Genomic DNA, 16,760 nt, shown 5'->3' with positions numbered 1-16,760 from the left:
AAACCCCTTTAAACCCACATAAACCCATAAATTTGTAGCTCACTTGTAGCCCAAGGCGTGATAGATTGGTTGTACTCCTTCTTTGGGCTACAAATGGTGGTGATACTTTGAAAACAACTCTCAACCAAGCTTTTATTATCAACAAGTTAAGTATTAATTTTAAGCCTGAACTCAGTAGCTCTGGAAAAGTCGTTTTCGAAGCCAACCCTGACCAAAAGCCTTACATAGTTTTTGACGATCATCGAGATTCACCTGTTGGCTTCGGTGTGAAGGTCAGTTTGACGAAAAAAACCTATGTAATCCAGCGAAGAGTAGCCTCGTCAGATCGTAATGTCAGCGAGGGTAAGAAGCCAAGCTCTGTCTTGAAAGTAAAGGTTGGAAATGTGTCTGATTTTCCGAGTATCGATCAAGCCCGTGAGGTAGCTCGACAGTTGGTTCAGACCATGATCGCAACAAAGAGAAATCCCAACAAGATTAAGAGGGAACTCGATCTTGCTGAATTGACCGTGAGTGAAGCTTTTGCCCAATACAGGAGCCACTTACTTGGCAGAACCAAACCCGCTAAACCAAACACTCTCAATGTGTTAGACAAAGCTGAGAATCGGTTGAAAGAATGGCAAAACCTTCGGATAAAAGATCTTACGGGTACTGAAATCCTTAGTAAGTTTGATGAAATTGCTTCAAGAGCAAGAACGGCTGCTGAACAAACTTTCCGATGGGCTAATGTTGCAGTTAAACATGCGATTGAAATTGAAGCTGGCAATGCCCAGACACAACAACGACAACCTTCGCTGTCCTATAATCCTTTTTCAATTTTAAAGGTACAGAAGAAGTTCAGAACGCGATCTGAACTGGAGGATAGCTATCGTGCCAAGGGAGTTCGAAACCCATTGTCTCCCAAAGATACCCTGGGACGTTTTCTAACTGCATTACACAATAAGCGAGGTTTTAATCGGTTGGGTTGTGATTATCTGTTGCTAACCGTTCTGATTGGAGCCCGGAAAGAAGAAACCGCTGCACTGTGCTGGCGAGAGACTCTGACAGAAGAGGAAGCCAGAACGACAAGCTACGTCGATCTTGAAAACCGAATGATTCGATTCTACGACACCAAAAACCGTAATGACCATGAGTTGCCAATCTGCGATGCTACAAAGCGAATTCTGGAAGATCGAAGAGATATCGTCAACGATAACGAAAAGCGAGCAGATAAACGCAAATGGGTTTTTCCGGCTCGTTCATCACGAAGTAAGGTTGGACACTATTCCGACAGTAAAAGCCTACGTGAGTATATCTGTCAGGAAGCAGGCATAACGAAGTTGGGTATGCATGATCTGCGCAGAACCTTTGGCCGTGTTGCAGAAGAGCTAACTTCATATGCAGTTGTGAAAAAGTTGCTTAACCACCGCAATACCACCGATCCTACGGAAAGGTATGCTGTGCCAGATAATCAGCGAGTTTTTGAGGCACTTCAAAGGATTGAGTTGCATATGCTAATGACTGCACCTAAATTGTATAATGCACTTTTAGCATCTGCGAAGTATCCGCCATTACCAGAAAGGAAAGAGGGATGAGTGTTGTTGAGACGTTAAGAGAGTTTTCAGAAGTATGGAAGCTTTTTAGTGAGATTCCTGATGATGCGACACTTAATGTTGAGTTGGCATCTCTGTATCTTGGTATTAGTGTAAAATCACTTGCTCGATATAGGCAAAATGGCGGTGGACCAGCATATATCCAGTACCAAGTAGAAAATAGCAAAGCGAGAAACCAGCGAGTAAATTACTTGCTAAAAGATCTTCGAGCGTGGCGTGATAATCATAAGGTCCAAAATACTATGCACGCAGCTCAAATCCGTGGATTAACATTTACGTCATTAACCGATTTATGTGAGCCGCATCCATTTTGGCTGTCTAATTTTTCAGGACAAAAAATAATATCTCATGCTTTGACAACCTCTGATGATCTTTTTAGAAAGTTATTGTCAGAGCCTAATGTTGATATAGTCTGGATTTCTGTTGAGCAGGCTATTTTCAAAGAGTGGGAAAATAAAAATGAACGAATTATTTGGCACAATATTTTCATAACAATTCTAAATAATTTGAGCTATGCTTCAGAAGCAGCGCAAGAAAGATATACAATGAATGATGTCTTGGGGAATTAAATATAAAGACCCTTTTCTGGTTGAGTTAAAATATCAGTATGCAATATTGATTTATTTTCTGTGTGTGATAAGAATCTATAATGGAAGCAATAATTTCTTAGAGATTTAAAAAATAAAAAAGATAAGTAAATACTAAATTAGCAAGAAAAAAATCACGGTCTTTACTTTTCTATTTTCTCTCATTTTATTCTGGATTGAAATTATTTATAGAGTTTTCTTTTTGTTATTTTAATATATCCATGGCTATTAAATATTCTCTATTAGTTCCTTTTGACACATTAAATTCCAACCAGAAACCATATAATATCTGATATGGTTAAAATAGACACTTGACAATGTTTTATATTGTATTATTTATAGGGTGGTAAATGATTTAATATATAACACTCCTTTTTTAATTAGAGGTATTTAATGATATTCGGAGGGGTAATATGAGAGGAGGATGATAATGAGAAAAGAAATATATAATGAGGATAAATACAAGAGCCAAATACAAAAATATGCTCTATGCTGTGATGATTTTAATGATGGTGTATACAGGAAACCGAGAGAGAAAGCTACCTTAAAGAAATATATAGGATATAACAATAAATATTTTATAAATGGTTTTGTTTTTGATGTGGATCATGAATATGGGGCAATTGCGTGGGATATGGCTGGACTGCCTAAACCAAATGCGATCATACAAAATACAATAAATGGTCATGCTCATTTACTTTATGCTCTAAAAATACCAGTATTAAAAACAAACTCTTCAAAAATAAAACCACTAAGATTAGCTTCTGTTGTGCAGTGTGGATTTACAGAAAGATTAAAAGCAGATAAATCTTACGCTGATATTCTAATGAAGAACCCTCTTAACATCTTTGAATGGAGAACCACGTGGACAGATATTAAAGCGTATGATCTATACTATTTAGCTGATTTTGTTCCTGATGTAATTAGAAAGAATGATAGCAACAAAAGAAATATATATGGATTAGGGCGCAATGTTAATTTATTCGAAGATCTAAGAGTAATTGCATATAAAAATATACTAAAATATCAAGAGAGTAAAAATGAGCATGAATTTTATAATTATTTGTATTTAACGGCTGATATAATTAACAAACAGAGCAACTCTAACAACCCATTATCACATAATGAAATTAGGCAAATTTGCCAAAGCGTTTGTAAGTGGACGTGGAAAAATTTCTCAAAAAAACAGTTTTCAATTATTCAATCTAAACGAGGGATGAATAATGTTGGAAAAATAAAAAATACTGATACCAAAGAAAAATTAGAAAAAGCATTGAGGATATTATTATGATTATAAACGGTAAAAAAATAAAAGCGAAAGATTTAGCGAAATTAGCAGAAGTATCACGTTCAACTGTTATTAAATACTATGGTATTTCTCGTGAGGATTACTTGAAAGAGGCATCTAAAAAAAGAAGTCTTTCATTTCAGTTGAGATCGTCCGGTTTGAAATGGAAAGAGGTGGCTCAAAAGATGAATACTACACAGCACAGTGCGATTGGGTATTATAGAAGATATTTAGCATTACATAAAACCGAATAATTCTTCTCTCATTAAATAAATAACTTTAGTGTTGTGTGCAGCAGATAAAATCTCACTGTGTAATATTGTACGGATGATTAGTGTCTATTGACACTTGTAAAAAATGTGATAATTATATTAATAATTCAAGGTTTTTATCATAATAGGAAAGGTTAATATGAAAAATACAAAGCTTGATCTTATGGAGAGGTATTTAATTATTCTCGATAAGTTTGTGAGTAAAATATCAGAATCTGGAGTGCCGCAACAAAAAGTCATCGAACAATCATATCTATTTTGTTCTGGCTTTTATATTAAATATAAGCAAGAAATTGAAAAGATAAAATTCTCTAATAGTGATGTTGTTTTGACGTTTCTACTCTATTCATACTATAAATTTATTAATAAGTTAGATGATGATTTAATTGATAAGAGACGTATAAGGAAAATATGCTCTTTGCTTATTAATTTTATTGTCGATAATGGTAGTCAATCAGAGAAGGTCTATGTTCAGGAAAAAAAGAAGTATGATGCTTTCCAGTTACAAAGAGATTTATCAATGAAAAATAAGAGAAAAAAATATGGGTTGTAATGATAGTAAAAGCCTGTAGATTTGATACAGGCTTTTGCTCTATTAGAAGTCTTATCTTTTAGTAGTTTCGTCTTCACACTGTCTGGCGTCTTATTTTTAAGGACTGATTTTCAACCGAGGAGCAGCCAACCAGAGCCAGAAATGTGAATGAGGAGATAATTATTCTTTCTTATATAAATCGACTATCCTTATGATGATGTTTTATTTTTAACTAACTTATAAATAATGTTTCTGATTTCGTTATCAAACCTTGAACTTTTTCTTTTCATCCATTGGATGCAGATAAAAGTTGCTGAGCGAGATAGGAGATATGTTAACCACTCATATTTGTGTTCATTGAAAACATACCCATCTTTATATCCTGCAAGTAAAATACAGAAGGCAATGAAAGAAGCTAAGCAAAGCAAAGTGAAAAGGATATAAAAAAGTTTGGGAACAGGCATCACTTTGTAGTGTGATGCCATTGATACATTATTTAATAACATTGTCATGAATGCAGGTATGACAATGAGTTTTCTGCTTAAATTTACTTTATACTCACCTGTATTCTCATTTACGATCAGAGCATCGTAATTTACACTACACCGCTCATATCCACTATATTGGCGCAACTCATATTTATGAATGCGGTGTGAATTCCTGAATGTAATACCGTAGTCAGAAATTTTTGTTTCCTCACCTGAATCATTCCTTACTAAGATCTGTTCATTAAATGATTCGATGACTTCGCCTGAAAAAGTTTCAACAAACTCGTAGGTTTCCCCTAAGAAAACGAATTTAGGATCAACAGTTTCTGCTTGTTTACTGTTGCTCTTCATAGAGTAAATGCTCATACCGATTCCTTTTAAGTAAATGACATTCATATTCGATGTATGAAGCAATTCAAGCTTTTGAATGTGCTGAAACTGGACATAAAAAATATACTTTTCTCGGTTGTGAATAAATAGGCTAGATAAATCAGTCTGTTATGTCGGTTATTACAAATTTTCATTTTGACTGATTTTGAAAAGAAGGCAAATCACTTGTACCGATCGATTGAGCAATAATGATAGTTGCAGGCTATCATGATTGTTTTATCGATCGGTATAAACGATCAATTGTGGTGCGCGTTCTATCCATCCGAAGACCGAAAAAGAAAAGTTATGCCTACAATGATGGTGATCGTTTGCGGTGTACCGAGACAGGCTCAGCTGTTGTGGCGAGGCATAAAGGGGCTATCTTCGCAATTCTTATATTGCTGATAATACTAGGGTTTTTGGGACGTTTAAGTGTTAGTATTTTGATGTTTTTTAGTAGACTAATAACTGCATCAATATAGGGAATTGTTTCTAGCCATCTAAACTTAGGTATTTCTAAGCTTAATTTTGGAGCATCAGTTAACACCCCTTCGCTATTACTAGGAATTGTCGAGATACATTCTTTGGTATAATCAGTATCGTATCTATCGTCATGAGAAGTTTTACAAAGTGCAAGCATTTCTATCGTGGGATTAACCTCTTCTATTACAATTCCAGAAGGAGGTATCATATCAAGAGTTTCACTGCAAGATGCTTTTAAATTTAAAAGAAAACCGTTGTCGCGATCTGGAATATAATTGATCCTGTTCTGTAGAGCAGACCATGAGTAGATTTTTCCTAATTGCGATGCTTTGAAAGCCATATTTCCATATTTAAACGAGAAGCCATTCATACGACCAGTAGATGAGATGTTTGGAACAGCTACAATGTTTCTTTCTTTGAGTTGATGTACAAATTCTATAGTCGAAATATTTTTGACAAGCAAGGTTTCAATAGCTTCCTGGATTATGACTTTAGAACATGGCTTACCAGTTCTTTTTTCCAACATATCCTCACCACGACTTTTTTTATTTTTCGACTTAGATGATTGCGCTCCAATAGCTGATGGCCCTCTAGTTCGAGTTAATTTATAATCTTCTTCCAGTTCTTGGATAATACGTGTACTGATGAGATTTTCATTTTTACCTAAGTAGACTCTGCCATCAATGAGATCAATACGACAGGCGATAATGTGGATATGTTGACCGCTAATATCATCATGTAGAACATAGCATTTTAGATGTGTTTCCGTGAACCCCATACGTGCCATGTAATCATCAGCGATATTAGACCACTGATAATCTGTAAGCGTATCATCTTTTGGTAATCGAAGTGAATTGTGCCACACCGGCTTTACTATATCTTCACGAAGCTTTTTGGCTGTATTAAATTCATCGATTAACTCAGTAGTAGAGCTTCCCAGCATGTTTCCACCGATTACTCTTGGTACAGTTTTATGATGAGATACTGATTTCAAAGCATAGTGAATAATTCCTGAGAAACATTTTCCTCTTTTAATCTTCTGCATTCCCTTCATCAGATATCCTCCAAAGATCGATATTTATGAGATGCAAACGAAGCTCAGAGATTTGACGTCTAACGGCAAAAAGTTCTGTATTTGTCAAACAGCTGCCATCACTCTTGTTATCAAGATGGATATTGAGCTTATTTAGGTTTTGCGATATCTTCCCTAATTCTTTCCAGGCATCGAGATTGATTGGAGGAATGAGGGTGGGGGTTGTGTTCAGAAAGCTCTTTCGAAGCCATTCACCTTTTCTTATGTTTCCTCGTTTTTCATTTAAAAATTGTAATTCCTCTTTATTAAGTCTAACACTCACACAGTGTTGCCTTAGTTTATCTCTATATAAATTAGCGTTATTGGATTTTAAATCAATGTTTTTATTTTTGTAATTGTAGACATCAGCATTATTTTCAAACATACAAACTCCTTTTTTATTTTTATAAATTTATTATTCTTTATTTGCTGTAATGTCAAGTGGTGTTTATTGATATATGTTTATTCATAAGCATTACTCTTGACATTTTATAATCTTCAGGTAGCTTGTGGAAAATATAAGAAAAAAAGAGGGTGGTATGGAAAAATATATTTCAGCATTCAATGAGATTGATTTGCTTATGGAAGAATTATTCGAGATATTAAAAATAGGGCTAGGCGAAATCAATGCATATCCAGGTGAAGATATGTTTAGAATCATTGTAAATAAGACAGAAGTTGAGAGTTTGAAATCAATAAATGAGATGTTTGCAAAGAATGATTTTTCGGAAGCTCATAGGCTTATGAGCCCGAATGTGTATATATTTGTGAATTGGTGGTGCGATAATTTAGATTTTATGTCGGTAAATATATCTTCGCTAATTGCTTCAAAAGAAAAAGCATTAATTATTTCAAATGCTGGAAAATTACCTTTTGGAAATTTTGATAAAAAAAGACTATGACCTACATCTTTCAGTATAATTTAATAAATAGTTATTTAGAGTTGCTTTAAAACGTGTTTTCGTATTTTTTTTCGACTGAAAGAAGAAAAACAAGGGAAACTTTAAGAAGCGTAGCTTCTTAAAGTTAGCCCTTGCTAAAGTATTCTAATTCATCTTTAATAAGTTAGTAAAATATATGGTGAATATTTCATTTGGCAATGAAAGACTATATGCATTAGTAATGCCTAAACTCTTTCTGATATCAGCTATCATCTTTTGGCAAAAATTACGGTATTCACTCCAGTCTGAATTTTTTATAAATGCCATACTGTGAACCTGATCTTTTCTAAGCTCATATATGTTAAGATATTTTTCCATTTCATTAAATTCTTGTACGAGAACATTCTGCATATTGTCCTTTGCAGATAAATAGGTGCTTAAAAATAAAAGGGTTGCAAATCCTAATGTGCTATCTTTAGATGGCATTACAAATGGTCTTCTGATGAAATTAGAAATATCACTACAATCTACCTCTAATCCATCAAACTTCCAAAATTTCAAATTAAATTTAGAATGGCAGTACAATTGTAATAGTGATTCTGGATGGGAAATTACTGCTTGCAAGGCATAAAAAGGTTGGTTTTGATCAGCATCAAGCAATCTCATTTCTAATAGTGAAAGAAGATCAGACAACTGTGTTGTATTTGTTTCACAAACAAATTGCTCTACTCTTAATCCTGCGTTTTTAGATTTTTGTTGAAAATAGCTTGAAAGAAGATTTGAAATGTTCAACCAAGGTTTAAGGTGTGCTTTAATGTTATTATTAAAGGGGAGTTCTTTAATGGAGAGTTTAACTATTTTATTTTTAATTTCATCCCAGTCAGATGAATTATTATGAATATCTGACAGATCATGGCATAAACTTGCTAAATCCCTACCGTAGCTATATTTTGAATTATAATCAGCACCTGTCGTGCATTTATTTTGAAAAATATCAGCAATTTTCAAAAAATTATTTTTATCTAAGTAATCTCTTATCTTTTGCGTATCTTCTGATATATTTATCTCCCGAAGAAGAGAACTTCTTATGGGATAAGTGATCATTTTAAAATTTAACTCATTCTGCTTGTTGAAAAGTATATCATACCAATCATGAGATTTTAGAATATTTAAGTTTTTTTCTTCCTCTTGTCCATCAGCAAAATCTATGATTGCTTTACGATAGTAATAGCTGTTATTACTTTCAAACCATTCATGCAGTTTTCTACAAAGGTCATTGGCTTTTGATATGCAAAATGGCTCAAATGATCTACTGTTTATTGTTTCAAGGTCTTGAATTAAACTCTCAACAATAGTGGGAAGTCCTCCCGTCATTTTAAAAAAAGGAATTATAATTTCTTTGTTAAGTTTATTGGATTTGAATAAATTATCAATCTCATTAATATCATAACCTTTCAAAAGTTTATGAATATGCCCTTGACCCCAATCTGACACCAAAAATGGTGTTAACTCTCGATTCTCTTGTTCCCATTTTACTCTAAGCGTATTAATAGAAACTGGTAATTCTACTACAGTTTTTAATGCAAAGTCGTGCTCTAGATTTCTTAGCGTAGTACCAATATCTTCGCCAAGCTTTGAAAGAGCTTCATGAAAGCGTTTTATTATTAGAACTGGATACTCGCCACGCTCGGTAACGAATTCAACAGCACAGTGCAACATTTCTATAGGGTCATTCGTTTTAAGTCTTTCAGTATCGATATTCCATCCTTTGCAAACTGCTTGAGCGAAAGTAAACTCGGTTTTAAAATTAATAGTATCTAAAATCGTTATGTTTATTTTTCGTGCATCCTCCCCTAATAGTTCTTTAATAGAATTCATGTCAACTAATTGTTTAAAGAACAAATATGAATCAGACATGGGCGGTGAAACAATAATATAATTGCTACGTTTCTTTACCCAAGATTTAACTATAGTCTCAGATAACTTTTTAAAATAACTTGGTATCATTTCTCTTCCCCCAAATGATTATTTAATTCTTTCAGCTCTGTATCAATCTCTGCCCAAAATCTATGTGAATTAAATCTAATTGACTCACCTAAAATTGGAATCGCAATGAATAAATTATTACTTGACGAACCTTGATTGTATTTAATTAGTCCCAATTTTATGCATGAGTCAATTCCATCATTTATTTGTTTTTTTGTCAGTTTGTACTCATAAGTAAGTTTGCAATCACTTGAGGTAAGTTTACCTCTCAAAACGGAATGGCCACTTACAGGACTATATAATTCTGCGAGGGTAAATAAAACAGCTCTTGCTATGATACCTTCATCACTTGTTTTTAGAGTTAATGTTGTACGCAAATCATCGGTCCCAGATGCCCCACCTATGCTGTCAAGTTTTGTAATGCCGGTATTTTTATTCAAGAGGGCATATAGTCCATCATTTATATCAGACTCAATAACCTTGCTCTGCCGAATGACTGAGTACGTTGCGCCAGCCAGTAGTTTCATATAATAAGGTATACCGGCACACACCCATAATAGATGCTCTAAGCTTTGTTTGCTTAATTCATACTTACCTCGAATTTTAAGAGGCTCAACAATCTTGCGGGCAGCATTTTCTGCTTCTTTTGTTTTACAGGAGAATGGAGTCAACTCTATATGCTCAATGCTGTTATAGAAAGGTGATGCTGGATTAGTTATGAAAATTTCTTTTGCTGCTGTTGAACCAGCAAAAACAACGCCCACATTTCTACGATTAGAAATCATCTCTCGCATTTGCCATAAAATGGTATTAACGGTTTCCTTGTTTTCTTCACTATCAAAATACATTGATGCGAATTTGTCTACCTCATCGAACAAGAATATTACTCGATTAACAATACCGACATTTTCGATGCGCTCAATTAATAATTCCGCAAGCGAAGACATGAATGTTCCAACGTCAGTTTCATAATCCAGATCTTTCCCAATATCATTGAAATTATTATATAGGCTTCTTAATTCTTTATTAGCAAAGATAGTTCTCAATCTTTTCCATAGCCATTTATTAAAATCAGTAGTGCTTTTAATTTTCTCATCTAAGGTAAAGTAAATTACTATGATATCCCTACCAACTTTATGTGAATATGAATCCAAGATTCTATAAAGCATTGTGGTTTTACCTGAGCGTCTCGGGCTGGTAATCCAAATACTTCTAAGAGTCTTGCTGGTGATTAATGCTTTTTCAATCTTACGCTCATCCTCAATACGAGGCACATATTCATCACCTCGCATTTGTTGTTCAGGGAAATTATCGAAAGCATCTTCTATTTCATCTGGTGTTAGTTTATTAAAACTAATTGTGTTAACTAATTTAATATTTAGCTTAGAACTATATTTATTCTTAATACCAGTGATTGAAATGGAGTCGATATCAATTTCAATGTTAAAGTCCTCCAGATCCTTGATGAGGAGTTCAAAATCAATTGGTATTATACTTTCCTCTAAAAATGGTCCGAGTAATTCATTTTTCAATTTTCCACCGTCAAATCTTAAAGGACCTTTGGGGGGTAATGTAATGATGAGAGTATCAGGGGCATCATTTTTTCGTGGGGTAATGCAGAGACGACCTTTTGCTAATTTCGGCGTCAAAATTTCCAGAGGACCAACTAATTGTAATGATGCTGCATCTTCCATATACACAGGAGCAACTTTTCTAAGTAGATCTACAAATAAAGCATATGGTTTTGATGATAGTGAGTTTTTTAAATCATACAACGGTTGTAAAAGGTCATTATTCTTGTCAACCAACGCCTTTTCTGAAATATCGGCTAATGCTGTTGCTTTACGAGAGTCTAACTCAATAGGAGAAAATGTAAGGCATTTTGCTAAGACATTCTTTGCATGTAAGCTCCAGCATATATACATGAAATATGCACGCAACTCTGCTTGTTTAGGGTCTCCTGAAAAAGATTCCCAAAGTACTTTTAATGTATATGGTGTTGAATTACCTAAACCCAGAAAAACAATATTGAATTCTTCTTCATATTTAATGAATTCATTGATATTATTATGAGCAAACAAAAATGAATCACCCAAACTAACAATTTTAGCTTTTGGTAATATTGAGTCATGTTCAATTTGAGAACAGGCTGACTTAAAGAAATTAAGTAAGTTGTCGAATGCGATTGATTTTATTTTTGCGACATTTAATATTTCCTTTTCAATATTGAGTAAATGGCAGAGATAAGCTTTATGACTCAACTCCAGTCCATTCCCCCCTTCAATTACAAATGCATAACACCATCCAATTAAATATAAACTACTGAGCTCTTGTTTCCCTTCTTCATCTGTTAAAACAAATGGAGATGAATTTAATATTGCTTTCCAATTGTTATCTTTTACAAAACCAATAACCTTTGTGTCGTTTAAAATGTCAACGTTTTGATGTGTAGATGAAATTACAAATGAAACTAATGTTTGTCTTATCTTTTTTAGACGATTATTTATTTTTTCTACTGCATTAACTTCTATCAAATCTGTTGTTCTTGAGTTAACTTGGTCTTCGTTAAATATAACCGTATTTTCAACTTCAGTACTTTCTGTAATTATTACCAATCCAGCTGTAGTAAAAGCTGAATAAATATCATGGATGCTATACTCACCCTGTGAAGGCAAAGAAGACCACAAATCTGAGGTTTCAAGCATCAATTCATTGAATCTTGAATTTTTATCCAAAGTATCTGATTTAATTAAGTTAGATAAAAATGTTTCTGCGAGTAGTCTCAGTTTTGAATAATATGAAGGTAATAATGTTTTTGATCTGGATAATTCTAATACCAATGGATCTATTGCTTGCTGCCAAGCAAAAGATATCATCTGAGATTGTTGCTCATGAGGGTAAGGGATTTTGTTATAGTAAAATTCAATGCTTTCATCAATGATTTTAATCAAGCGTGTGTCATTAATCTCAGATTTCTTTAGACGTTGAAGTTGGATTATATGCTGGATGCATTGCTTCATATCATCCATTAGTTGAGTGTGTATTGCCTCCAATTTTTTGATATCGTTTATAGATGTGTTCGATCCGGTAATGATGCTTACCCTTCGTTGTAATTCTTTAACTTTAACTTGTTCAACAGCTTCTTTCTTGAATGTTTCTATAATGATGAGCAATTCAGTTATAAACTGATTCAATTCATACCACTTTTGCTGCTCGTATAAATCTTCAACCTTTTTCAGCTCGCTACTATACAATGACCTCTCGGTTGAAGGCATCTTTAATATGCTGTCAGTTATTTCAGATATTCTTGCTTTAAATAGTTCACTTTTTTCTTCTATTCTTTTTTCAATTGTTCTCTCCAGTTCTAAACTTATCTCATCACCCTTTATTTCAGTTAGCAATTTTGTATAGCCTTCCAGAATATCGTGCTCAAGGTATTCTTTTGCTATATCGGTAGGTGTGTAATTTTCGATTGTATTTGTAAGGGTGTCATAGAACAGATCATCATTGCTTATAGTTTCACCTTTTACTGATTTTATAAAAGAGCGAACAAACTGAGCTGGAATTAAATCTGATGATATGTTTACCTCATTGCCAGAGAGATTTTTTAATATTGTATAGTTTGAAGTATCTTTTTCAAAACTGTCTAAGTTATTAAGCCAGAAGTGAAACGGCTTTGAATCAGCACTTTGCTCATTTAAAAGATTTTTAAGCAATTCCACGAAGTTGTCTTTTTTGTTTTCAACAATAAAGTTGTTGTTATCCTCAATGTAATTCTCTATTTCTTCTATTTTTGACCTTACGGTGTTTTTAATATTCTTATTGTATTCAGAGTTTTTCTTGAGATGTTCTGGAATATTAACTTTCCAAGTGGATAGCTTGGAGTCTAAATCTAAGACTGAAACCATGTTATTAAATGAGTCAACAAACTTATTTAAATCTTTCTCTTTGATATATTTTAATAATGGTGCAAAAAGATCATTGTATGCTTCACTCCAAATGTGTGCATATGTTGTGCGTCCTCCTTTTTTATAGAATGTTAATATGTTAAGGAGGTCTGAAATGTATTTTTCAGATATTTTTGAATCTGTTTCTTTTATGGAAAGGCTACTCATTTTTCTGATCAAGAATGAATAACCATTCTTTAATGTTTGTGTCGTATATAAATTGGATATTTCATTTAAAAAATTAGAAAGTGATCTGTTAGTGTTGCTTTTAAATTCCAAAAAAGATCTTGAATTTAGAAGTAAGTGTTTGTTTGGGATTGAAACTTTAGGGTGTAGTACTAAATGAATATGTGCAAGAGTGATTATTGGCTTGAGTACGTTGTGCTTATTAATTAACAAGTCTATTAGTTGTGTTGGCAGGAAATTGATGAGGGTGATTACTGCTTTAAGCTGATTGATGCTTATTTCATTTGAGTTTTTCTCTATTAATTCGCTCAATTCTCTAACATTAGAATGCCCAACTTTAACGGCGGCTAATGATAACATATCATCGATTTCGTTTTTAGCTTTCTTATATAAGAAAATGCTTTGTAAGTCTTGATCTATTTCGTTTCTAAAGTAATCTGAGGTTAATTCTAAGTCCTTAACATGTTCTTTTATTTTTTGTGTTAATTTAGTTAAGGCTGAAATTCCTTTTTCGAGATGGCTTATTTTTATAAGAGCGGAGTTACAAACTTGTTCTAAATCATGAATGGATGATAGGGATTTCTCAATCTCATCAAGGTAAATTTCTTTTGCATAAGGAGAGAGTTTTATATTAACTAAAGATATGAATATGTTTTTTGTTTTCTCTTCGAGTTGCTCGAATTCTATTATTAGCTCAGGTATCCCATTTACATTTTTGAAATTAGGTAAAATCAACGTAAATTCGCACCCTAATATTTTCAAACATGGAGACACGAATTCAAATATTTCTTCTTGAAATTTATTTAGTACATTATTAATTATTGAAAATTCATTTTGTACTGTTATCAAATTAATATTAATTTGATCGATATTTGCTTCGCAGTTATTGCTCGAAAGTATGGATGATGATTTCGTCGTTATTAATTGAATGGAACTTTTTATCTTCGCATGACTACTGTTTAATTGTTTCCTTATCAGACAGAAACTTTCATGCATTGGATTATTAATTTCTGGTTTTTTTTCTGTTATCTGTAGATTTGTTTCTATTATTTTGTCATTAGTGATATTCACTTTTACTTCTGGAAGAGAAGAAATTACCCAGTCGTTCGGGAGCAAGCTATCTATTACAGTTGTGGCATTAATTTTTTTTAATTCTTGTAGTATTGCACTTTTGAAATTAACTAACCTTTTATCATTTGATCCAGTTAAAACTGCGTATTCAGCCTTTTCAATTAACGTCCATAGAAACAGAGGTCCAATATCCTCTTCTTGTAAAGCTTTCTCGATTAAGATATCAATCTTATCCAACTTTGGAAAATATTTTTGATGTTCTTTAGATTTTGATTTTACTATATCAAATAATTCTGAAAAATAATTGGAGCTGATCTCAAATTTTGCGTTTTTATTGATTAAGTATTTTGAGGTAAGCGAATTGAATGGTGCTATAGCACATTTATTGGGATTGCTTTCGAAGAGATCTATCCATCTCCTTCTAAAATCTCCTTCAATCACTTTTGATGCAAGTGTAATAATAATATCTTCTTGTTTTGAATTTTTTTCAAAACTCATTTGTTTGAACAAGAGTTTTATTTTTTTTGATGGTGTTTGCTCTATTTGAATTATATTTTTTATAAGTTCGTTATTAACGCTTGATTTACCATCTTTGCTAAATAATTTGGGGAGGTTATTTAGCGGCATAATATGGCTCATTAGTTTATCCTTCTACTCTTCAAGATAAATTTTGATTAGGTATGTCGAAATTTATGCTATCCCTCATCATATCTCCTTTCTATCATTTTTTTTCAACTGTGTCAAAGAGTGTTTTAATGTAATTTTTTGTGTTTACTTGCCTAATGCTTTGCTCAATCGTTTAAGTTCAATGATAAATTTTTTGATATTAATTTTATATACTTACCAAAAATTAGACCGTCATAATTTATATGGGCCTATGTACTCATTCAATTTCATAGCTTTGAATTATGATTTTACCTTTGCACTTAGGAGATGTTTTCAATTGATAGAAACTTCGGTCTACATATTGGTATTCGACATCTGGCGCAGCAACCTTAGCTATTCATTATCCATGCTGTCAGTTAAATGCAAATTATAGCCATAGTTGAGCCCTATCAATCAAAAGGAATTTCATAGCAATCATATAATTGCATTTAAACTTATATGTACCTGCGAAGCAAGAGAATCCATAGCTCATCAAAAAGTTGCCGATACAGCGCTTAAGCACGTAGATTTTCAGGATACTACAAGAATACTAAAGGTGAGTTCTAATACTGTCATCCCCGACTCTCCATGCTTGCGAGATCGCTGACCTGAGAACTGTACGAGCTACAGTGTAAAGCTAGGCTGCACTTGCTTTGGTATGCATATAATGCATCCACGAGTGGCGTGAGGGCACAAAGTTTGTCCTTCGGCATGATGAAACTTGCCATGATTTCTCAGCGTTTCTTACTCCTTCACATTAAGATGCTAACCCGTGATGAATATGTAATTTGCAAGAGAGGCTCTAAAAGTGAAATATCTAGCCGCCAAGAATTTTTCAGCCTATCGAACTTAGCAACTTGAGGCTCCGTACCCAACCTGCAAACGCTCCGCTTCTCCCACCGCATTGAGGACCACGAAACTACAAACATAAGAAAATCTAACTCCGACTATCTCAACATTTTTTAATTTCGTTAACTATATCTCAATGCCCTTTTTGTGAGTATTTTGTAGCTCATACGTATACCTTTATTTAAAATATATTATTTATCTCATATAGAACAATGCGTTAACCAAAAAACAAATGTACTGCTGCATCATCGGCGTGTGGGCGTCGAGATTGTCAATTGTGCTCATGGGGTGTTATCCAGATCCCTGATTTGAAATGGCTGCGATTTTGTAGTTGTCGTCGTTATCACATGGATGAGACATAATAACGGAGATGGGCAGGTGAGGGAAACCGACGAAAGCGCGCGGCGCGATCCGGATTCCAGTTGCAGAGGGGGCGGGGTACCGTCACAGTAATTGAACCGCCGCCACGCGATCGTCTTCATACATTACGTTCGCCGTCGATGTTGTTCTGCCTT

11 protein-coding genes are annotated in these 16,760 nt (G+C 33.6%); 6 read left to right on the top strand and 5 right to left on the bottom strand.

Annotated features, from left to right (window positions below):
• Nucleotides 1-107 precede the first annotated feature (107 nt).
• From SPE70_RS20955 to SPE70_RS20935, 5 genes are all read left to right on the top strand, one after another.
• Nucleotides 108-1,571 (top strand): tyrosine-type recombinase/integrase, encoded by a 1,464-nt coding sequence (locus tag SPE70_RS20955; RefSeq protein ID WP_324726723.1) that lies wholly within the window; start codon nt 108-110, stop codon nt 1,569-1,571.
• Nucleotides 1,568-2,158, top strand: coding sequence for a hypothetical protein (locus tag SPE70_RS20950; protein ID WP_023321520.1), 591 nt, complete (start codon nt 1,568-1,570; stop codon nt 2,156-2,158). Before SPE70_RS20955 ends, SPE70_RS20950 begins: the two co-directional genes overlap by 4 nt.
• Nucleotides 2,159-2,606: 448 nt before the next feature.
• Complete coding sequence (locus SPE70_RS20945; protein WP_008322748.1) at nt 2,607-3,467, top strand: replication initiation protein; 861 nt, start codon at nt 2,607-2,609, stop codon at nt 3,465-3,467.
• On the top strand, nt 3,464-3,718 hold the full coding sequence (locus SPE70_RS20940) for a plasmid replication protein (protein ID WP_097401553.1): 255 nt from the start codon (nt 3,464-3,466) through the stop codon (nt 3,716-3,718). The genes SPE70_RS20945 and SPE70_RS20940 overlap by 4 nt, the downstream gene beginning before the upstream one ends.
• Nucleotides 3,719-3,875: 157 nt before the next feature.
• Nucleotides 3,876-4,289, top strand: a complete 414-nt coding sequence (locus SPE70_RS20935) for a hypothetical protein (RefSeq protein WP_001513941.1) — start codon at nt 3,876-3,878, stop codon at nt 4,287-4,289.
• Nucleotides 4,290-4,477: 188 nt separating this feature from the next.
• Here the strand turns inward: SPE70_RS20935 and SPE70_RS20930 are convergent, their stop codons facing one another.
• From SPE70_RS20930 to SPE70_RS20920, 3 genes are all read right to left on the bottom strand, one after another.
• A complete protein-coding gene (locus SPE70_RS20930) occupies nt 4,478-5,122 on the bottom strand; it encodes a hypothetical protein (protein ID WP_097401552.1) in 645 nt (214 codons plus the stop codon).
• A 313-nt stretch (nt 5,123-5,435) separates the two neighbouring features.
• Nucleotides 5,436-6,662 (bottom strand): relaxase/mobilization nuclease domain-containing protein, encoded by a 1,227-nt coding sequence (locus tag SPE70_RS20925; protein WP_008322746.1) that lies wholly within the window; start codon nt 6,660-6,662, stop codon nt 5,436-5,438.
• Complete coding sequence (locus SPE70_RS20920) at nt 6,640-7,065, bottom strand: hypothetical protein (RefSeq protein WP_023321516.1); 426 nt, start codon at nt 7,063-7,065, stop codon at nt 6,640-6,642. Before SPE70_RS20920 ends, SPE70_RS20925 begins: the two co-directional genes overlap by 23 nt.
• A gap of 124 nt (nt 7,066-7,189) precedes the next feature.
• On the opposite strand from SPE70_RS20920, the gene SPE70_RS20915 reads away from it, so the two are divergent.
• On the top strand, nt 7,190-7,582 hold the full coding sequence (locus SPE70_RS20915; RefSeq protein ID WP_228673450.1) for a hypothetical protein: 393 nt from the start codon (nt 7,190-7,192) through the stop codon (nt 7,580-7,582).
• A 144-nt stretch (nt 7,583-7,726) separates the two neighbouring features.
• Here the strand turns inward: SPE70_RS20915 and SPE70_RS20910 are convergent, their stop codons facing one another.
• Together SPE70_RS20910 and SPE70_RS20905 are read right to left on the bottom strand one after the other, a co-directional pair.
• The gene (locus SPE70_RS20910; RefSeq protein ID WP_097401548.1) at nt 7,727-9,568 is read right to left on the bottom strand and encodes a hypothetical protein; all 1,842 of its coding nucleotides are present in this window, start codon (nt 9,566-9,568) and stop codon (nt 7,727-7,729) included.
• Nucleotides 9,565-15,390, bottom strand: coding sequence for a rhoptry family protein (locus tag SPE70_RS20905; RefSeq protein WP_097401547.1), 5,826 nt, complete (start codon nt 15,388-15,390; stop codon nt 9,565-9,567). The genes SPE70_RS20910 and SPE70_RS20905 overlap by 4 nt, the downstream gene beginning before the upstream one ends.
• Nucleotides 15,391-16,760: the final 1,370 nt, after the last annotated feature.

This window comes from Klebsiella sp. ZJOU C1 (assembly GCF_035620215.1).
Taxonomy (GTDB): domain Bacteria; phylum Pseudomonadota; class Gammaproteobacteria; order Enterobacterales; family Enterobacteriaceae; genus Klebsiella; species Klebsiella variicola.
This window is presented reverse-complemented; position numbering and strand designations above follow the sequence as displayed.